The sequence below is a fragment of the Cryobacterium algoritolerans genome, assembly GCF_004402785.1.
Lineage (GTDB): Bacteria > Actinomycetota > Actinomycetes > Actinomycetales > Microbacteriaceae > Cryobacterium > Cryobacterium algoritolerans.
Window position 1 is genome coordinate 12997 of sequence record NZ_SOFP01000075.1, and the last position, 18628, is coordinate 31624.

Annotated in this window: 24 protein-coding genes and 1 pseudogene; 10 read left to right on the top strand and 15 right to left on the bottom strand. The window is 67.7% G+C overall.

What is annotated here, in order from left to right; translation table 11 throughout:
• Positions 1–80: 80 nt before the first annotated feature.
• Entirely contained in the window at positions 81–1877 is a 1797-nt protein-coding gene (locus tag E3O19_RS15280; protein WP_134569027.1) for a DEAD/DEAH box helicase, read from the top strand.
• A 77-nt stretch (positions 1878–1954) separates the two neighbouring features.
• Here the strand turns inward: E3O19_RS15280 and E3O19_RS15285 are convergent, their stop codons facing one another.
• A complete protein-coding gene (locus E3O19_RS15285; protein WP_134569028.1) occupies positions 1955–2551 on the bottom strand; it encodes a TetR/AcrR family transcriptional regulator in 597 nt (198 codons plus the stop codon).
• Between the two features lie 202 nt (positions 2552–2753).
• On the opposite strand from E3O19_RS15285, the gene E3O19_RS15290 reads away from it, so the two are divergent.
• The 3 genes from E3O19_RS15290 (at position 2754) to E3O19_RS15300 (ending at position 4522) form a co-directional block, all read left to right on the top strand.
• Positions 2754–3350: a DUF6230 family protein gene (locus E3O19_RS15290; protein WP_134569030.1), complete on the top strand. Its 597-nt coding sequence runs from the start codon at positions 2754–2756 to the stop codon at positions 3348–3350.
• 38 nt (positions 3351–3388) lie between these two features.
• Positions 3389–3838, top strand: a complete 450-nt coding sequence (locus E3O19_RS15295) for a DUF6114 domain-containing protein (RefSeq protein WP_174776948.1) — start codon at positions 3389–3391, stop codon at positions 3836–3838.
• Between the two features lie 201 nt (positions 3839–4039).
• Positions 4040–4522, top strand: coding sequence for a hypothetical protein (locus tag E3O19_RS15300; RefSeq protein ID WP_134569032.1), 483 nt, complete (start codon positions 4040–4042; stop codon positions 4520–4522).
• A gap of 75 nt (positions 4523–4597) precedes the next feature.
• Here E3O19_RS15300 and E3O19_RS15305 read toward each other — a convergent pair whose 3' ends face one another.
• Positions 4598–5311: a DUF4386 domain-containing protein gene (locus E3O19_RS15305; RefSeq protein ID WP_134569034.1), complete on the bottom strand. Its 714-nt coding sequence runs from the start codon at positions 5309–5311 to the stop codon at positions 4598–4600.
• Positions 5312–5572: 261 nt separating this feature from the next.
• Between E3O19_RS15305 and E3O19_RS15310 the strand changes: the two genes are divergently transcribed.
• Both E3O19_RS15310 and E3O19_RS15315 read left to right on the top strand, forming a co-directional pair.
• Positions 5573–5893 carry a thioredoxin family protein gene (locus tag E3O19_RS15310; protein WP_134569035.1) on the top strand — a complete coding sequence of 107 codons (321 nt, stop codon included), beginning with the start codon at positions 5573–5575 and terminating at the stop codon, positions 5891–5893.
• A gap of 180 nt (positions 5894–6073) precedes the next feature.
• Complete coding sequence (locus E3O19_RS15315; RefSeq protein ID WP_134569037.1) at positions 6074–7654, top strand: PhoX family protein; 1581 nt, start codon at positions 6074–6076, stop codon at positions 7652–7654.
• A 102-nt stretch (positions 7655–7756) separates the two neighbouring features.
• Here the strand turns inward: E3O19_RS15315 and E3O19_RS15320 are convergent, their stop codons facing one another.
• The gene (locus E3O19_RS15320) at positions 7757–8350 is read right to left on the bottom strand and encodes a chloride channel protein (protein ID WP_166804594.1); all 594 of its coding nucleotides are present in this window, start codon (positions 8348–8350) and stop codon (positions 7757–7759) included.
• A 64-nt stretch (positions 8351–8414) separates the two neighbouring features.
• Positions 8415–8534: pseudogene (locus tag E3O19_RS18875) on the bottom strand (chloride channel protein); the annotation flags it as partial.
• A 344-nt stretch (positions 8535–8878) separates the two neighbouring features.
• Here E3O19_RS18875 and lgt point away from each other — a divergent pair.
• Positions 8879–9766: a prolipoprotein diacylglyceryl transferase gene (gene lgt / locus E3O19_RS15330; protein ID WP_241981418.1), complete on the top strand. Its 888-nt coding sequence runs from the start codon at positions 8879–8881 to the stop codon at positions 9764–9766.
• On the opposite strand, the gene E3O19_RS15335 is transcribed toward lgt, so the two are convergent.
• The 5 genes from E3O19_RS15335 to E3O19_RS15355 all read right to left on the bottom strand — a co-directional run bounded on the left by E3O19_RS15335 (position 9672) and on the right by E3O19_RS15355 (position 12272).
• On the bottom strand, positions 9672–10283 hold the full coding sequence (locus tag E3O19_RS15335) for a copper resistance CopC family protein (protein ID WP_134569043.1): 612 nt from the start codon (positions 10281–10283) through the stop codon (positions 9672–9674). The two genes, lgt and E3O19_RS15335, sit on opposite strands and share 95 nt — an antisense overlap.
• A 260-nt stretch (positions 10284–10543) precedes the next feature.
• Positions 10544–10843 (bottom strand): hypothetical protein, encoded by a 300-nt coding sequence (locus tag E3O19_RS15340; RefSeq protein WP_134569045.1) that lies wholly within the window; start codon positions 10841–10843, stop codon positions 10544–10546.
• 23 nt (positions 10844–10866) lie between these two features.
• Positions 10867–11079, bottom strand: a complete 213-nt coding sequence (locus E3O19_RS15345) for a hypothetical protein (protein WP_134569047.1) — start codon at positions 11077–11079, stop codon at positions 10867–10869.
• A gap of 132 nt (positions 11080–11211) precedes the next feature.
• On the bottom strand, positions 11212–11718 hold the full coding sequence (locus E3O19_RS15350; RefSeq protein WP_134569049.1) for a hypothetical protein: 507 nt from the start codon (positions 11716–11718) through the stop codon (positions 11212–11214).
• Positions 11715–12272, bottom strand: a complete 558-nt coding sequence (locus E3O19_RS15355; RefSeq protein ID WP_241981419.1) for a hypothetical protein — start codon at positions 12270–12272, stop codon at positions 11715–11717. Before E3O19_RS15355 ends, E3O19_RS15350 begins: the two co-directional genes overlap by 4 nt.
• 150 nt (positions 12273–12422) lie before the next feature.
• Between E3O19_RS15355 and E3O19_RS15360 the strand changes: the two genes are divergently transcribed.
• Positions 12423–12776, top strand: coding sequence for a metal-sensitive transcriptional regulator (locus E3O19_RS15360; protein WP_134569051.1), 354 nt, complete (start codon positions 12423–12425; stop codon positions 12774–12776).
• 22 nt (positions 12777–12798) lie between these two features.
• On the opposite strand, the gene E3O19_RS15365 is transcribed toward E3O19_RS15360, so the two are convergent.
• The 3 genes from E3O19_RS15365 to E3O19_RS15375 all read right to left on the bottom strand — a co-directional run bounded on the left by E3O19_RS15365 (position 12799) and on the right by E3O19_RS15375 (position 15583).
• Positions 12799–13563, bottom strand: a complete 765-nt coding sequence (locus tag E3O19_RS15365) for a sulfite exporter TauE/SafE family protein (RefSeq protein ID WP_134569053.1) — start codon at positions 13561–13563, stop codon at positions 12799–12801.
• The gene (locus E3O19_RS15370) at positions 13560–13871 is read right to left on the bottom strand and encodes a rhodanese-like domain-containing protein (protein ID WP_134569055.1); all 312 of its coding nucleotides are present in this window, start codon (positions 13869–13871) and stop codon (positions 13560–13562) included. The genes E3O19_RS15365 and E3O19_RS15370 overlap by 4 nt, the downstream gene beginning before the upstream one ends.
• Positions 13872–14221: 350 nt before the next feature.
• Positions 14222–15583 (bottom strand): MBL fold metallo-hydrolase, encoded by a 1362-nt coding sequence (locus E3O19_RS15375; protein WP_134569057.1) that lies wholly within the window; start codon positions 15581–15583, stop codon positions 14222–14224.
• A 170-nt stretch (positions 15584–15753) separates the two neighbouring features.
• Here E3O19_RS15375 and trxA point away from each other — a divergent pair, with 170 nt between their 5' ends.
• Together trxA and E3O19_RS15385 are read left to right on the top strand one after the other, a co-directional pair.
• The gene (gene trxA / locus E3O19_RS15380) at positions 15754–16122 is read left to right on the top strand and encodes a thioredoxin (RefSeq protein WP_134569058.1); all 369 of its coding nucleotides are present in this window, start codon (positions 15754–15756) and stop codon (positions 16120–16122) included.
• Between the two features lie 23 nt (positions 16123–16145).
• Positions 16146–17453 carry an MFS transporter gene (locus E3O19_RS15385; protein WP_420898629.1) on the top strand — a complete coding sequence of 436 codons (1308 nt, stop codon included), beginning with the start codon at positions 16146–16148 and terminating at the stop codon, positions 17451–17453.
• A 55-nt stretch (positions 17454–17508) separates the two neighbouring features.
• Here the strand turns inward: E3O19_RS15385 and E3O19_RS18880 are convergent, their stop codons facing one another.
• Genes E3O19_RS18880 through E3O19_RS15395 form a run of 3 tightly spaced genes read right to left on the bottom strand, consistent with a single transcriptional unit; the run spans position 17509 to position 18349 of the window.
• Positions 17509–17625 carry an ATP-binding protein gene (locus E3O19_RS18880; RefSeq protein ID WP_420898630.1) on the bottom strand — a complete coding sequence of 39 codons (117 nt, stop codon included), beginning with the start codon at positions 17623–17625 and terminating at the stop codon, positions 17509–17511.
• Complete coding sequence (locus tag E3O19_RS18490; protein ID WP_241981420.1) at positions 17583–18131, bottom strand: hypothetical protein; 549 nt, start codon at positions 18129–18131, stop codon at positions 17583–17585. Before E3O19_RS18490 ends, E3O19_RS18880 begins: the two co-directional genes overlap by 43 nt.
• On the bottom strand, positions 18128–18349 hold the full coding sequence (locus tag E3O19_RS15395; protein WP_198413928.1) for a winged helix-turn-helix domain-containing protein: 222 nt from the start codon (positions 18347–18349) through the stop codon (positions 18128–18130). Before E3O19_RS15395 ends, E3O19_RS18490 begins: the two co-directional genes overlap by 4 nt.
• Between the last annotated feature and the right edge of the window lie 279 nt (positions 18350–18628).

Genomic DNA, 18628 nt, shown 5'->3' on the forward strand with positions numbered 1-18628 from the left:
CATCGTTCACTATGCACCCGGATCGCGCGAATTCGAGCGGAGGAACCGGTCGCCCACCGGGACGCGATACCGTTGGTAGTATGACGCCCCTTGATACCACCCCGCCGCGTGAGGCAGACACTGCCCCCGTAGCGAAGACTTTTTCCGACCTCGGGCTCAATGATGCAATGCTCAAGGCACTCAAAGACGTCGGATATGAAACCCCCTCGGCCATCCAGGCCGCCACCATCCCCCCGCTCCTCGCCGGCCGCGACGTCGTCGGCCTCGCCCAGACCGGAACCGGCAAGACGGCCGCTTTCGCGCTGCCGATCCTGTCCCGCCTCGACCTGGCCCAGAAGACGCCGCAGGCACTCGTTCTCTCCCCGACCCGAGAGCTCGCCCTGCAGGTGTGCGAGGCGTTCGAGAAGTACGCGGCCCACATGCGCGGTGTGCACGTGCTCCCCGTCTACGGCGGACAGGGTTATGGCGTCCAGCTTTCCGCGCTGCGCCGCGGGGTGCACATCGTCGTCGGCACGCCCGGCCGCATCATGGACCACCTCGAAAAGGGCACCCTCGACCTGTCCCAGCTGAAGTACCTGGTGCTCGACGAGGCCGACGAGATGCTCAAGATGGGCTTCGCCGAGGACGTCGAGACCATCCTCGCGGACACCCCCGACGACAAGCAGGTGGCCCTGTTCTCGGCTACCATGCCGGCGCAGATCAGGCGGATCTCGAAGAAGTACCTGAACGACCCCGAAGAGGTCACGATCAAGAACAAGACCACGACCTCCGCGAACACGACCCAGCGCTACCTGATGGTGTCCTACCCGCAGAAGGTCGACGCGCTCACCCGCATCCTCGAGGTGGAGAACTTCGAGGGCATGATCGTGTTCACGCGGACCAAGAACGAGACCGAGCTGCTCGCCGAGAAGCTGCGTGCGCGCGGCTATTCCGCCGCGGCAATCAACGGGGACGTGGCCCAGGTTCAGCGCGAGCGCACGGTCAACCAGCTCAAGTCGGGCAAGCTCGACATCCTGGTGGCGACGGATGTCGCGGCGCGCGGCCTCGACGTGGATCGAATCAGCCACGTCGTCAACTACGACATCCCGATCGACACCGAGTCCTACGTGCACCGGATCGGCCGCACCGGCCGCGCCGGGCGCAGCGGCGCCGCGATCAGCTTTGTGACTCCGCGGGAACGCCACCTGCTCAACGCGATCGAGCGGGCGACCCGCCAGCCGCTGACCCAGATGCAGCTGCCGAGCTTCGAGGACGTCAATGTCACCCGTCTGGCGCGTTTCGACGACGCCATCACCGAGGCCCTCGGCCAGGCCGACCGAATCAGCGCCTTCCGGGACATCGTCGGTCACTACGTCGCCCACCACGACGTGCCGGAGGCCGACGTCGCCGCCGCCCTCGCGGTGGTCGCCCAGGGTGAAACGCCACTGCTACTCACCCCAGAGGACGCCCGCGCGCAGCGGCCCGAACGCGCCGATCGCGGTGACCGTGCCGAGCGAGCCCGCGCCGACCAGTCTCGCGGCGACCGCGGAGACCGCGGCGATCGGGCCGAGCGGCCGGAGCGGCGCCCCCGCGACAACAACCGGGCGATGGCGTCCTACCGGATCGAGGTTGGCAAGCGCCACAAGGTGGAACCGCGGCAGATCGTGGGAGCACTTGCCAACGAGGGTGGGCTGAGCCGGGAGGACTTCGGCCACATTCAGATCAACCCCGAGTACTCGCTCGTCGAACTGCCGGCCGACCTGCCCGGCGACCTTCTCGGCCGGCTGGCGAACACGCGGATCAGCGGCAAGCTGATCGAGATCCACGCCGACAACGGCGGTCCGGTGCGACGCGAGGACCGCGCGGACCGGCCGCCGCGCAAACCGCGCCGCGACTGACTCCACCAGCGGGTTAATGCGGCGGACGCGTCACCTTCGGGTGAAACGTCCGCCGTTCCGGCCGGCCGGGGCGACGTCTAGTCTGGCGGGGCGATGGATGCGGCGATCGCCTTCGCACTACGTTCCAGGATCGCCACAATCTCCGCAGACGGCATCTCGGTGTTGAGCGCGCTCTCGACCAGGATTTCCTCGACGAAGGCGACCCAGGAGCGCATGGCGATGCGCAGCAGGTCGGAATCCGTGAAACCGAGTTCGAGGAGGACGTCGATGACCCGCTGCGCCTGCAGGGCACGAGCCTGGTCCACGACGTCCCGTACCTCCGTGTCACCGCTCGCGACGCCGCGAACGAGGGAGTAAAACGTTCCCCGGTGATCGCGCACGAAGCGCACGATCCGCTCAAGGGTGTCCCGTAGACGGTCGTCGGGCGGGAGGTCGGCGGACGGCTTCGTCGCCCGGAGCATGCTGTCCCTGGCGGTGCGCACGACCTCGCGGTGCAGCCCCTTTTTCGAGACGAAATAGTGGAAGAGCAACCCGCGCGACACGCCAGCCTCGGCGGACAGGTACTCCATCGTCAGCGATTCCAGGGGGTGGTCGGCCAGCGACGCCACACCGATCGACACGAGCTGGGCGCGCCGCTGTTCGGGGTTGAGCCGGGTGCGCCGATCCGCTTGCATGAGTCGAGCCTACCGGCCCGGGTGGTCGGTGCCACGGCCGCGCGAGCACGTGCCGCCGTGCCGACCTCCGCCCGCCTTCCCACGCCGCGCGAAAGCAATTAGCCCCATTCGCGTGACAGATCGCCCTGATCCAGGCAACTCTTATTAGCATCCTCGTCAATAAGGACGAGTCGGCCACCCTGGCCTGGATCAAGGAGGATCTATGACCATTCCCCAGCTCACCGGCTCGTATCCCGGCCGGATCGTCCTAGCCGCGGTGCCTGTGGCCGTGGCGTCCACGCTGCTGCTGGCGGGGGTCGCCCAGGGCGCGGTGCCCGTGTCATTCGCGGTGTCCGGCAGCCAGCTCCAGATCAGCGCCTCGCAGCTCGACGGCACCGGCTTCTCGCAGTACGCCGGCGTCACCGACGACACGGCCGGCGACCCGCATCAGGTCGCCATCGCCAACATCACCTCCGCGAGCCTGGCCGACCTGTGCCAGTCCGTGGTGACCGACACCCCGCTCGGCAAGGTCGGCATGCTCATTACGGCGGGCGGCGGCGGCAAGCCGGCGACCGCGCCCGACCTGCAGATCGGCATGACCGACCTCAAGGGAGACTCGACCTTCGGCAACATCCGCATCGGCGTGGACGCGTCGACGGTCAATACCGCGCCCAAGGGCACGGCGGGCGATTTCGCCCAGGATGCCGACACCATCAAGATCGCGGGCCTGCAACAGACCGCGTGGAGCACTCAGGCCTCGGTGTTCACCCTCACCGGCATGCACCTTGAACTCACGGACGGGTCCACAGGATGCTTCTGACCAGGACTGGCCGCTCTGACTCTGATGTGGCCGAGCGCGTGACGACCTCGCCGCGGGCGGCGTTCCGAGCGTGGCGCCGCGGCAGGCCGTTCGCGGGAAGCGTGCTCACCTCGCTGGCGGGTGTGGAGATGTTCTTTTCCGGCCAGCTCGACGTGGGCAAGATCCACGTGCAGGTCGGAATCGAGGGCCTGCAGGCGACGATCATCCCGCTGCTCGTGCTGCTCGGCATCCTCGCTGCGACGATGCCGGTGCACCGCGTCTTCTACGGCGTGATCGCGCTGTCGGTATCGGTCTACTCCCTGATCGGCGTCAACCTCGGCGGGTTCTTCATCGGCATGCTCCTCGGTGCGATCGGCGGAGTGCTGACGGTGGTGTGGCTGCCGAAGCCGGTCGCACCGCTCCAGCCAGGCGCCGATTCGGTGGTGGCCGGCGACGACGCCGACCACCCGTCGGCAGAGTCGCGCCCGCTCGTGCGGCGCCGACGGTGACCGCCGGAATGGGCCGCGCCCGCGCACCCGGCAGCGGACTGCTCACCATCGTCTTCGTCGTGTCGTTGTTCGGGATCGGAGCGGCGCGCTCCCCCGCGTCGCCCGGCTTCTGCCACCTGACGCTGATGGGATGCAGCTCGCCCGCTCCCTCGCCGCAGCCCACGCGCGTGCCGGAGCCGAGTCCGACCGGCGACCTCCCCGGTGGCTTCGGTGCGGTTCCCGGCACGCCCCCGCCCGGCCCCGACGGCCCCGACGGCCGTGGACGATGCCGGCGCCCCCACGTTCACGCTGCCGGCCGCCCAGCTCGGCGGATCGGCGATCTCGTTCTCCGGGATCACCGCCGTGACCATCGTGACGGTTCCCCTCGCCAACGGCAGCCGAACCCCGGTTCTCAAGCTCGAGGCCGATGACATCGTCATCGACGACTTCCTTCTCGACGTGCGCACGGCGACCGGCCCGTCCCTGGTGACGAATTCCGGGCGGATGGAACTGCGCGGCAACGTGAGGGTCTACCTCGATTCCGTCGCCGGAACCCTGCTTGACGGTACGGCGTTCACGCTCGGTGCGGAGACCCCTCCCCCGGGCGACGAGCTGCCACCGTCGCTGCTGAAAGTCCATCTCGGGCTCGTCGGAGTGAGCGCGAATTCGATCACACTGGCGCTGTCCCACCAGGCAATGCATTGATCCGTACCCGACTGCCGCGGCGGTGGCACCCTCAGACACTGTTTTCGACGTGGTGGCACTGCCGGGACCGGGGGACTATTCCGCTCGCCACGGAAGCCGGCGGCCCCTGATCAACAGCCAGAAGATCAGCGCCACCTCGCCTACGAAGAGGAACTGGCCGAAGACGGCGGTGAAGCCGGGAACGAGCACGGTTCCGACCGCGTCTGCCAGGTAGCCGAGGCCCGCAACAGCGAGCAGGATGCCGAAGATCCGCGCCATGAACCCGGATCGGTAGGCCAGGTAGCCGACCAGGAGCAGATGAATGCCGAAGACGCCGAGTCCGGTCACCCAGATGGCGGTGAACGCTTCGATCGAGCGAAGGGACGCGACGGGGTGATCGAGGAGCGTGTACGCGTTCACCAGCTGGCCGATGGCTACCATGAAGACGCCCGCGAAGACCACCCGCGCCCACGCCGCCACGGCCGAGAGGACCGGACTCACCGACCGAAACAGCGCGTACAGTGCGCCGGCGACGATGAGGTCGAGGATCGTCACGACGAACAGGCTGCCGATGCCGGCGAGGAACAGCGACCCCGATTCGGAGATGTCCTGGGCGGTTTTCACCGCGTTCCCCGGCGTGACGAGTGGCACGATGGCGCCGAAGTTGCCGAGGCCGGCCAGCACGGCCATCAGTGCCAGGGCGGTCCCTGCGACCAGGCTTGCCGTGCGGGGCGGCCAAGTCGTGAAATTCAGTCTGGCCGGACGCCGTTCCCCGACGGTCTCGTTGGCGGTCTGCCGGACTGCGGTCATCAGAACTTCCTTTCGTCGTAAGCTTATAATGTAAGTAATATATCGATACGTTGTAAGCTTGTCAATGAAAGACCCGGCTCGCCAGTTCCTCGTGGTTCCGCACCGACCAGCCCGTCGGGTGGCTCACCGCCTGCCTTTTCGCGATCCAGCGCGGTGCGGCCTCCGAGGTCCGGCTGTTCTCGCCCTGGTCTCCGAGCCGGGCAAGCGGATGCCGCCCGCCTTGCTACAGCGGGGAGGCGACTTCAGCGTCAGAATGGGCGCATGAGAGCCGAGATCCTGTACATCGCCGATTGCCCGAACTCGGCTGCCGCCGGGGTTGTGCTCCGGGACGCGCTGGATGAGACCGGGCACTCCAATGTCGTGATCGAGTTCCGACTGCTGACCTCGAGCGAGCAGGCCGCGGAGGTTCCGTTTGCCGGATCACCCACGATCCTGCTGGACGGGGTCGACGCGTTCCCGCCGAGTGCGCGAGTCACGGATCTGGCCTGCCGGGTCTACCGAAGCGGTCAGGGACCGGCCGGAGTTCCCTCGGCGGTCGATCTCGCCGACGTAATCCGCGAACGATCGGACACCGCGCCCTGACGTGTGTCGTCTGCAGTCCCGCGCCGATCCGGCTCGACCGGCTCGGCGCGTCGTCTGCCGGCCGGGCGGCGCTGTTCCGCCCGCATGCAGACCACGTTCATTCCCCCGTCACCTCACGGACACCTGGGGCGGCTTGTCTGGTCTGCGGGTTGGGCACCGGCCCCCCATATGGAGGACACGATGAAGTACACGAAAATCGGCGTGACCACGGCGGTGGGCCTGGGACTGGGCCTGGCCGTTCTCACCGCAGCCACACTTCCCGCGGCCGCAACCCCGGATTCGGGCACTGCCGGTGTGGCAGCGAACTCGGCCTTCGGCATCCAGAACAATGTTCTCGCCGCCGGGCTCGAGCAGAGCCCCGTGGCCTACGGCCAGCTGCCGCTGGCCAACCCGCACGGCGGGATCTCGCACTACGGGTACAACACCGCCAACGGCGGTCCGCTGACCCAGGATGCGAAAGAGGCCTTCAAGACCGAGCCGGACAAGAACGTCTACCTCACCCTCGGCGGAAAGCACTTCCTGTTCCAGGGCCACGAGGGCGGACCGCAGGGATACGTCACCCGGGTCAACCTTGACGAAAAGGACCTCACCAAGAGGGTGACCCTGATTGCGGATACCCGGTCCGACGGAGCCGCGGTTCCCACCTTCGACGGCATCACCTGGGACCCGTTCACGCACCAGCTCCTCCTGGCCGCCGAGGCCGCGGCACCGAAGGGTGGCGTCTTCGGCGTCACGCTCGACGACAACGGCGACCCGGTCGACGGCAAGATCGTCCCCCTGTCGGCGCTGGGTTCCGGCGGCTATGAGGGCATCCAGAACGACTCGGCCGGGAACGTCTGGCTGGTGGAGGACATCGGCGGAGCCAAGAAGTCTGGCGGCAAGGTGCCCAACAGCTACGTCTACCGGTTCACCCCGGCGAAGGCCGGCGACCTGTCCACCGGCACCCTGCAGGCCCTGCAGGTGAGCCGCACCGACGGCTCCCCTGTCACGGCCAAGCAGCTTGCCGACAACCCGTCCGACCAGTTCGTCACCGACCTGCACAGCTACGGCGCGTCGTTCAACACGAAGTGGGTCACGGTCACCCCCGGCGCCGACAACGGTGCAACCGCCGCCGCCGCGGCCGCCGATGCCACCCCGTTCAAGCGCCCCGAGAACGGTGTCTTCCGCCCGGGTACCTCGTTCGGTGAGTTCTACTTCACCGAGACCGGTGACACCGACAAGAACAGCACCCTCCCCGGCGCATTTGGCGGCGTCTTCCGCTTGAGCCAGTCGTCCCCGACGGCACAGACCGGCACATTGTCCCCCGCGTTCCTCGGCGACCTGGAGCACACGGGACTGGACAACATCCAATTCGCCACCAAGGACAAGCTTCTCGTGGTCGAGGATGCCGGCGACTCGCTCCACGCCCAGCGCGACGCCCTCGACTCGGGCTACCTGCTGGACCTCGCCAAGAGCGGCAAGACGGGTCCGGAAGCGGTGCGCTGGCTGGCTGAGGGCCGTGACGCATCCGCGACCTACGACCACACCACCAGCCCCGGCTACAACGACGGTGACAACGAGATCACCGGCATCCACGTGTCCAACGGTGACCCGACGGCCGCCGGAATTCTCGGCACCCAGCTCCCGCAGATGATGACCGGCGAATGGCGCACGTTCTGGACCCAGCAGCACGGCGACAATGTGACCTGGGAACTGCACAGCGCGGCCGCCGCCGACTCGCACGGCGAAGACCGGCACGACGGCAAGAACGACCGGGACTAGGCACCCACCCAGCCCGTTCCGCACCGAACGGACGATGCCCCGGTTGCCGCCAGCGACCGGGGCATCGCTCTGTCCGGGGCGTCGCCCCGGCCGGAACTCCGGTCAGTCCACTTCGACGTTCCGCCGGCGACCGAGAAGATACGCCACCAGGACGGCGCCGGAGGTGGCTAGCAGCATCGGGATGACCAGCGACGGTCCCTCGTGCGTGAACTCGAGCACCAGGACGAGTGCCGTCAGCGGTGCGCGCATGGCTGCCGCGAGGAACCTGGCGGCGGCGATGAACGCGAATGCCGCCGGCGGAATCCCCGGCCAGACGAGATCCCACAGGCCTCCGGTCACGGCGCGGAACGCGAGGGAGGGCGTCAGCGTACCTCCGGCAGCGCCGCTGCCGATGGTCGCGATGGTCACCGCGACCTTCCCCGCAAGCAGGAGCGCGACTAATCCGATTGGCACGGTGGCATCAAACGCGATCTGGCGCAGGGAGCGCCCGTTGCCCAGGATTGCCGGCAGAGCGACGGAGACGAGACCAACCGCAGCGAACACCGGGGGCATGCCGATCAGGATTCCCCGGCCACGGGGCCGCCGGTCCTCGGCCATATGGGCCAGGCGCACGAAGCCGACGGCCGCGATCCCGAGCACCGGACCGGCGAGGACGGACCAGACGAGGAGGGACGGGGTCGAAGTGAGGTGCGGCACTGCGTAGAGAAGGGGCGGTGGGAACGACGAGCCTCGCGACGAGCGTCGCGATCGCGGAGGTCGCGAGGGCAGGCAGGACGGTGGCGAGGCTCAGCTCGGCGAGCAGAATTTCCACCGTGAACACCGCACCCCCGAGCGGCACGTTGTAGACGGCGGCGAGGCCGGCGCCGGCGCCGCAGGCCACAAGGATGGGCCCGGAGCAGCACGGTGACCGCGAGACCGCTGATGCCCGCCCCCAGGCCGACGAGCGCGGTGACGACGACCAGCCGCACGACCCACGACGGAGTGACCGATTTCCACGCGAGTCTCACTCGTCGATCGTAACCGCGGGCACTGAGACCGCCTTGGCGCGCGCCGTCCACGGCTGCCGGTCGCTGAGAGCATTCACAGCGACCGGCGTCCGCTGCGTGGATTGCGCCAGGGGCGTCGCGGGACGCGTAGGCTCTGGTCTGTCCCATGCGCCGGGCGTCTCCCGCACGATCACGATCCCGAATCGTCGGGGGCCGCGCACGAGCCCACAATCGAAAGGTGAACGCGTTGGTTCACTCGAGCATTCCGAGCCCGTCCATCAGCTACTTCGACATCGGTCCCCTGCGCGTCCACATCTACGCGCTGTGCATCCTGACCGGCATTGTCCTGGCGACCTGGCTGTCGTCGAAACGACTGAGCTCGCGTGGGGGCAGACCGGGCATGGTCCTGGACATCGCCATCTGGACCGTCCCTATTGGTATCGTCGGTGGCCGTTTGTATCACGTCGTGACGCATCCGACCGACTACTTCTTCCCCGGCGCCGACCTGTGGAAGGTGCTTTTCGTCTGGGAGGGCGGCCTGGCGATCTTCGGCTCGATCCTCTTCGGCAGCATCGGGGCGTACATCGGATGTCGCCGGGCTGGCATCCGGTTCTTCTCCTTCGCCGATGCGCTCGCTCCTGGTCTCCTCCTCGCCCAGGCCTTCGGCCGGTTCGGCAACTACTTCAACCACGAGTTGTACGGCGGCCCGACGACGCTCCCCTGGGGACTTGAGATCGAACAGACCAATGCCGCGTTCCCCGCGGGCCTGCCGGCTGGAACCCTCTTCCAGCCCTTGTTCCTCTACGAGATGATCTGGAACACACTCGGCGTACTTGTGCTCCTCTTCGTGCTCGAGCGCCGGTTCACCATGCGCTGGGGCAAGGCACTCGGCTTCTACCTGCTCTGGTACGGCGCGGGCCGCGCGTTCCTCGAATCGTGGCGTCTTGATCCGACGGAGTTCTACTTCCTCGGTCTCAAAATCAACACTGACATCGCACTCGTGGCCGCTGTGGCCGGAATCGTGCTCATCATCATCCAGACGAGGCGTCACCCCGGCCCGGAAACGTCGATCTACCTGAAGCCGCAGGATTCCGTCGTCGCGAGCGCTCCGGCGTCGGAGGCCTGAGCGCCAAACTCGCCGCCGCGCTGAGGAGCGTGCGCAGCTCTGCCAGAATCGGTGCACGGCCGGAGACGACGACCTTCTCATCCACGACGAGGACGAGGGTGCTCATGACGCCGTGGCCGGCGACCGCGGCGTCGGCGACCGAAGTCGGGGTGGGAGCCGCGGTCGAGGTCGGCCGGGCGTAGGCCGCCGACGCCCGCGTGCCGACCGCGAAGGTGAGCGACCAGGAGACGGGGTGCCCGTCGACCGAGACGACCCGCCAGCGCACCTGGTAGTCGCCATCGGGCATCCCTTTCTTGAGCGTCTGGGTGGCTTCGGTCCCGTCGAGCAGAACGGTTCCGTCTGCCCAGTCCTTGCCCGTGCTGTCGGCAACGACAACGATGGCGCCGAGGCTGAGAACGTCCTCGGTGAAGACGGGGCTGACCTCCGTCGGCACCGTGGAACTCACTACGACGACGAGTGCGAGAGCGGCAGCCGCAAGGGCGCCGACTACCCAGCGGGAGCATTTCGGGTCGGACATGGTCTGGCCTCCGGGTCTATGGTGCGAGCGGCTCGCACACGGTCATGTGGGTTTGGAGCGTCGTCGGTGCGATCCCGCCGGGCGCTTCGACGCGTCAGACAGGTCGACGGGTCGACGGGTCGACCATTCCGACTGACCGACGGATGTGAAGCCCGGAACCGCGCGGATGCGACGTCTACGACTGTCGCGGCGGCACGGGAACGGGGGTGCTGCGAATGTGGCTCAGAATGCGGTTCGGCCGACCGGCGGTCCACGGCGGGTCAGGCAAGACCGAAGGACCGCGAACGGAGAGGGTACACATCGACTGCGACCACCGAACCCTGCACTGCGCGAACGACGACCGGCACGAGGTCACCGCCCCAGCGAAGCACCCCCGCGAGTCCGGATGCCGTGAGGTCGACGAGGAACCAGACCGCCTTCTCACCGCGGTGAAGGGCGGCGATCGTCAGGACCGCAGCGATGCCGTGGGCTGCCCACATCCAGATGTCACGGCCCGAAGACGCGGCCGCAGACATCCCCATGGAGTCGACCGTGGCCCCGATTCTCGGGGAGATCGACACGAAGCCGTGATGGCCGGATGAGGTCAGGATCGGTGCCGCGGCACCGGAGCCAGCCAGAACACGACGTGGAGGACAATCTGGCTGAAGGCCACGGAGACCGACGACCGCAGCAGAGAGAGGGCCTTTCCCGCCCATGCGACAGTGACCATGCCGGAAAACGCCAGCGCGAGCGCAATTCTCACCGGTCGCGGCGCCGCGCCACCGGCCACGACGTGGGAGAGGGCCGCGACGAACACCGCGAATGTCGCCGTGAGCCAGCCACGAACGAACCTGCCCGAGCGTGACGACAGGTGATCTCCCGAACAACGCTTCTTCTCCGCATGGAGAATTACTATTCCGACAACCCTATCGAGTAGACCTGCCAGTGGCTATGAGCCGGACGAGGTCGGGAAGAGCGGCCGACAGGTCCTGCAGACCTCTCCGTCTTCACCTTCCGCGGAACGATCCCACTGGGCGAGGGCACGGTACTCGCTCGCCAGCCGTTCGAGCAGCGCCCAGGACAGCAGGGCGATCGCGGCGACCGCGACGACCGGGCGCCCGAATCCGTCCAGCAGAGGCACCACCGTGCGCAGATCCGTCGACAGGTAGAGCGAGATCACACCGAGCATCGGCCAGCGCAGGTCGCACATGGTCGCTTCCGCGCCGATCGGGGCATCGAAGTAGCTGGCGACGACCAGGCCGACCAGCCCAGCGCCCGGGACGACGAGGAGGTAGCCCCACCACGTACCCGGGAACGTGATGGCTCCGCCTGCGTACCCGACGGTGCCCGAGGCGACCACGAGCGCGACGACGACCCCGACGGCGACGCCGGCCGAGATCATCCGTCGTTTGACGGGCCAGGTTCGCAATTCGCTGAGGGTGCCCGCGATGTTCATGGCAAGACTGATTCCGTGGTCGACTCGACCACTGTGAGGGCGCACGAACTCTCCCGGCTGAGGCGGGCGTGTAACGCCCAGCCGAGAAGAATGATTGATGCCCCTGCAAGGTACGGCTGCACCGGTCCGAAGAGCTGTAGCGCCCCACTGGCGCCGAGGGCCAGGAGCACGATCTTGTTGCAGACGGGGCAGCCCACGGCGAAGAATGTGATCATCCAGCCGGCGAGGCCGAGACGGCCCTCCGAGCGGCTGGGCGCCGCCCCCTCCGGGTAGGCCACGTAGGTGGCGAACACGAGTCCGGAGAGAATGGCGCTCACCGCGAGAACCGGCCAGGACCAGTTCGTCGGGGCAACCGCGCGGGCGAACAACGGCGTGTCGATCAGGTCGGTGGGAATCGCGATCACCAGGTAGGTACCGACCGCGGTGGCCAGGGCGATCCACCAGCGCCGAGCGGGCCATCGTCGAAGCGACCCACCCGCGATCGCGAGGGATCCTGCCAGCCGTGAGGCCGGCGGCCGCCCCGGATCGACTGCGGACGTTCGTTCACGCTGCATCGCTGGCCTCTTCATAAGGCGGAGGTGAAATCCGGAAAGGACGAATACCCAAGGAGGTATTTTTATACCGTACGGGGTATTCTGTTGAGGGTCAAACTCGATCGGGCACCCCTCCCGTCGACACCTCACACCAGCACGGGAACACACGAAATGATCTCCTCACCAGACTCTGCGCCGCACCTCACTGCGCCCTCGGCGTCCCCCGGCGACGAGCCGACCGCCACTGCAGCCGCATCGACGAAGCTCGACGACCTGCGCAAGACCGTCAACCGGCTCAAGCGCGCCCAGGGACAGTTGGCCGCAGTGATCGCCGCCGTCGAATCCGGAGCAGACTGCCGGGCCGTCGTCACGCAGCTGGCGGCGGTCTCCAGCGCGATCGACCGCGCCGGCTTCACGATCATCTCCACCGCCATGAAGGAATGTCTCACCGAGACCGGTACGGACGGAGCCAAGAAGCCCCTTCGGGTCGAGGAACTCGAGAAACTGTTCCTCGCCCTCTCCTAGGCCGGCGCTGGAGTCTGACCGGTCAGCCGACCAACGCCTGAACGGCCACATAGACCGCGACGCCCTCCACCAGCACGGCGAAGCCCCGCTTGAGGACCGTGTCGGACAGACCACGTCCGAACCGGCCCGCAATCAGGGACGCCGTCATGGCAGCCCCGGCAAAGGCACCCGTGACGGCCCAGTCAATCTGTACGTCGCTAAGGTGCGCGGTGAACCCGGCGATGGAATTGATGACGATTATGACCAGCGAGGTCCCCACCGTCACGCCCATCGGCAGGCCGAGGACCAGCGTGAGCGCCGGAACGATGAGGAATCCCCCACCGACGCCGAGCAGCCCGGTGAGAAATCCGACCACCGCACCGGTGGCCAGCGCCCTGGGCAGGCAGCTGCGCCAGTTGACGCCTCCACCGGGGAGCGCGCAGGGACCACCCACCGACCTGGTCGGAAGAAACATCCTCACGCCGGCGATGACCATGATCAGGGCGAAGACCCCGAGAAGCAGGCGCGGGTCGAGCATCCGGTTCACCACGGTGCCCAGATACGCCGTGGCCACGCCGGCGGCGCCGACGAGCAGGGCGAGGCGCCAGTTCACGCCGCGGCGGAGGCGGGGAAGCACCGCAACGGCCGAGGCCGCTCCCACCACGATCAGGGAGGTCGGGATCGCCTCGGACAGCGGCAGGCCCACGCCGTAGACGAGGGCGGGGACGGCGAGAATCGACCCACCCCCGCCGACCAGGCCCAGCAGCGCCCCGATGATCAGGCCGAGGACGAGGGCCGTGACGATCACGGCGCCGGGGGCAGAACCATGGAGAGCCCCTCGGCCGCCCACTCGAGCATGCCGCCCGTCATCGTGTGCGCGTCGAACCCGCCCTCGGCCAGGTGCTCCGCGGCTGCGGCGCTGCGTCGCCCACTGCGACAGACGACGATGACGGGCCGAGTCGAATCGAGCGCCGCGTGGCTGTCCGGAATCAGTGCCAAGGGGATGTGGCGAGCCCCGGGGATCATTCCGTCGCCCAGCTCTTCGGTTTCTCGAACGTCGACGATCTGGGGCTCGTCCGCTCGGGTGGAGACCTGCCGTGGGGTGAGTTCCGTCATGAGTGCCTTTCTGAAGAGGGAGAAGTGCGGTGTTCACAGCCGAGAACCCCGGAGAGCCAGGCCAGAGCACAGAGGCCGATCAAGATCGCCCCGGGGAGTTGAGGTCGGGCGCCCCGACGACGTCGAGGGCTCCCCCGCCGACGCCGAGGTCGGAGAGCATGGACATCAGGCCGTGCTGACGGCCTGGCCGAGCATCACCGGGGTGTTATCCGCCCGATCGGGCCAGATCCGGCAGGATGAAGACGAGCAGCGCCCCGGCCGAGTCGATGGAGGGCGCTCACGGTCGCACCCGGCCGAGAACGCTTCGCTTCTCGGCCGGATGGCCTGCGGTTCGGAGCACCGGCACTGGTTTAGACCGCTTGCTTTGCCATTGGCACCCCGGCGACCTGTGCATCGCCGAAGGCTGCGTCGACGTGCACGACGCTCCGGCCGGCGCGCTGCAGGAGGCTGGCGGCAACCCCGGCACGGTACCCGGATCCGCAGTGGACCCAGATCGTGCCTGCCGGGATTTCATCCATCCGGGCGAGGATCTCGTGCAGGGGCACGTTCACCGCGCCGAGCAGGCGCGAGTCGGCGAACTCGTCCGTGCGTCGGGTGTCCAGGAGCACGTCGTCAACAGAGCGATCGCGCACGAGTTCCGCCCAGCCGACGCGGGGGTACGAGGCGACAGGGGCATCCGGGGCCAGTGCGTGCGGCTCGGTCCCGATGGCGGCATCCGGCGAGTCGATGCCGATCCGGGACAGGTCACGGATCGCATCTTCGACGTCGGCGTGCGCGCCGACGAGGGTGAGCTTCTCGTTCCAGGGCAGCACCCAGCCGAGGTAGGTGGTGAAGTTGGAACCGTTGCCGTATTCGAAGCTCACCGAACCCTGTAGGTGGTTGCTGGAGAACGCGACCCTGTTGCGCAGGTCGACGACCCATTCACCGTCGGCCAGTCGGCGAGTCAGTTCCGCACCGTCCAGCGACTCGGGCACCTGGAGGTTCACCGGACCGGGACCCTGGGTGTTGGCCGGCGCCATGTGCGCGTAGTACGACGGGTAAGCGCTGAGGTTGGCGATCAGGTCGGCGACGAAGTGATCCTCATCGGCGTCGGTCAGGGCGTGGTTCGCCGAGACCTGCTCGCCGATCGTGGATGCGCCGGCTCCGGTGGCAGGACCGCTGGAACAGAATGAACCGAAACCGTGCGTCGGGTAGAGCGCGGCGTCGTGCTCGGCCTGGTGCACGAGCTTACGCACCGACGCGTACTGGTCGTGGGTGAGCCCGACCGTATCCGTGGCGGCGACCAGGTCGGTGCGGCCGACGGATCCGAACAACAGGCTGCCGCCGGAGAACACGGCCTCCGTGGTGCCGTCGCTGACGATATAGGAGACATGGGTGTGCGTGTGCCCCGGGGTGGCGACAACGGTGACACTGAGGGTGCCGACCTGGATGACCTGGCCGTCCGCTATGGGCTCCCGGTCGAACTTCACGGGGTCGGCGGCGTTGACCAGGTACTTCGCGCCGTGTGCCCTGGCAAGCTCGTAACCCCCGGTCACATAGTCATTGTGCAGATGGGTCTCTGCGACGTGGGTGATCGAGACCCCGGCTTCACGGGCGGCGGCATCCAGCCGGTCGGTGTCGCGCTGCGGGTCGATGATCAGTGCAACGGCGCCGTCATGCACCAGATAGCTGCGGTCTCCCAGCTGCGGGGTTTCGATAACGATGATGTCCATGGTTCGAAGTCCTCCAGGTCTCAATGCGGATCGGTTCTACCACTGATAATATACCCCCCTGGGTATCAATCGACAAATCGGAGCGTGGCACCCGGCGCTCCCCATCCATGTGCCGACAGATCCCCCAGAGGGTGGTTGCACTAATACCCCCTAGGGTATATTCTGGGTGCATGGCTACCACTGACATCACCGAAAAGACGTTCGACGAGACCATCACCGACAACAGCATCGTTCTCGTGGATTTCTGGGCCGGCTGGTGCGGCCCGTGCCGCATGTTCGCGCCGACCTTTACCGCGGCCTCGGAGAAGCACCCGGAGATCGTATTCGCCAAGGTCGACACCGAGGCCGAACAGGGCCTGGCCGCTGCGGCCGGCATCCGTTCCATCCCGACTCTGATGGCGTTCCGAGACAAGATCCTCGTATTCTCCCAGCCCGGAGCGCTCAACGCGTCGTCCCTGGACGAGGTGATCACTGCAGTGCAGAACCTCGACATGGCGGCCGTGCACGCCGGCGTCGCCGCCCGGCAAGCGTCCGCCTGACCACTGGTCCGTCACGCAGCCCCGTGAGCCTCCCGGCCATCCCCAGGCCCCGCGCTGACCGCGCATCCCTGCCGGTTGCGCTGGGCCTGAAGCAGAATCTGGCCCAGTTTCTGCTGCTCGTTGCCGTCAATGCGTTTGTCGGTGGCACGCTCGGCCAGGAGCGCACCGTGCTACCGCTCCTGGCGGACAAGGTCTTCCACCTGGACCTCTATACGAGCGCCCTGACCTACATCGTCGCCTTTGGCCTGGCCAAGGCAGGCACGAACTATTTCGCGGGGATTCTCTCCGACCGCCACGGTCGCAGACCCGTGCTCATCGCCGGCTGGTTGATCGCCATTCCCGTGCCGCTGCTGCTGATCTTCGCGCCCTCCTGGGGTTGGATCGTGGCGGCCAACGTCGTGCTGGGGATCAGCCAGGGCCTGACCTGGTCCACCACGGTGATGATGAAAATGGACCTCGTGGGTCCGGAACGCCGCGGACTCGCGATGGGATTCAACGAGGCCGCCGGCTACCTAGGCGTCGCCGGCGCGGCACTGGCCACCGGCTTCATTGCCGCCACCTCCGGGCTTCGACCCGGCCCGTTCCTGCTCGGCGCCGCCTTCATCGCCGTCGGCCTCGGACTCTCCGTCCTCTTCGTTCGTGAGACGCACCACTACGCCAAGGTCGAGGCGGCCACCCACGTGCCCGTGCACGCCAACGCCGGCTCCGCTCTCAGTAACCGTCAGGTTTTCACCCTCACCAGCTTCCGGGACAGGTCGCTGTCCTCGGTGAGTCAGGCGGGCCTGGTCAATAACCTCAATGACGGCCTGGCCTGGGGCCTGTTCCCGATCCTCTTCGCGGCGGCCGGCCTGAGCATCGAACGAGTCGGCATCCTCGCCGCGGTCTACCCTGCGGTCTGGGGTGCCGGCCAGCTCATCACGGGCGCACTCTCCGACCGGATCGGCCGCAAGTGGCTGATCGTCGGTGGGATGCTGGTGCAGGCGGTGGCACTGGGCTTGGTCGGTGTCGGCCACGGTTTCGACACCTGGCTGGCCGCCGCGGTGATGCTCGGGGCCGGAACCGCCATGGTCTATCCGACCCTGCTGGCCGCCATCGGCGACGTCGCCCACCCCGAATGGCGCGCTCGGTCCGTGGGAATCTACCGTCTGTGGCGTGACGGTGGGTTCGCAATCGGCGCTCTGCTTTCCGGCCTACTCGCCGACGCGTTCGGCATTCCGAGCGCGATCCTGGTCGTGGCAGCACTGACCGCAGCATCCGGCGCAGTGGTGGCCGTGCGCATGCGAGGAACCGACTACGTTGACGCTCATCCAGCACCGGGACACCCGGGATGAGCCGATGAGCGTGCACACCGTCCTGCCCGATGCTGATCATTCGCCCCCGCCGTTCCTAGCCCGCGGGAGCGGCGGTGCCGGTGGCGGGCAACCGGATGGTGATCGTAGTTCCCTCGCCCGGCGCCGACGTCACCTCGATGGTCCCGCCGTGGCTGCGCACGATTTCGCGCACCAGGGCCAGGCCGATCCCTGAACCAACCGCGTCACCAGCCAACTCGCGCCGAGCGCCACGACGAGCGCGACGGCAGCCGCCACGGCGATCCAGGACCAGGCAACGTCGACCACCCGGGTTCCGGCCATGACGGCTCCGTGACCCATTCCCTCACCCATTCCCTCGCCGTTGGGGCTTCCGCCACCGTTGCCACTGGTTTGGATCGTCGTGCCGTCGGCGTACAGGACGGCGAGTCTGGCCGATGCGGCGGCGGCGATCGCAATGGCCCGACTCAGATCCGCCCGGTCCCAACCACCGCCCTGCCGGAAGGCGTCGGCCGCAGCGTTAACAGCAGCGCCCGCGAACTCTTCGCGGTCGGCCTGCTGGGCCACCTGCACTCCCCGATCGACACCGATCAGGGCGGCTCCGCTGAGCACGAGCACCGACGAGACGGCGAGCAGCACAAAGGCGAACAGGAGCCGACGTTCGATTGGGCCCAGTCCCAGTTCCAGTCCGGCAGGGGTCATGGCGTCTCGTCCTGGCGCAGCCCGAGCCGGTAGCCGACCCCGAGCACGGTCTCCACCCCGTCGGCTCCCGAGGCATCGAGCTTGCGCCGGAGGTTTTTGATGTGGAAGTCGATGGTGCGCTCGTAGCCCGCATATTCGTAGCCGCGAACCCGGTTGACGAGTTCGTAGCGCGAGTCCACCCGCCCCGGCGCGGCTGCGACCGCGGCCAGGAGCCCCACTCGGTCGGGGTCAGGCCGAGCAGGGTCCCATCCAGCCAGGCCTTGTGGGAGCCGTCGGTCCCAGAATCGATGCTGGAATCGAGAGGTCTGACCTGGCACGAGTCGTCATTCTGGGGGCCGGGTTTTCCGGCCACACCGCAGCGCTGTTCCTCACGCGGCGCCTGGGCAGGAGCCACGACGTCGTCGTGGTGTCACCCAACTCAAACTGGAACTGGATCCCCTCTAACATCTGGGTCGGCGTGGGCAAGATGAGTCCCGCGAAAGTGGTCTTCCCGCTTG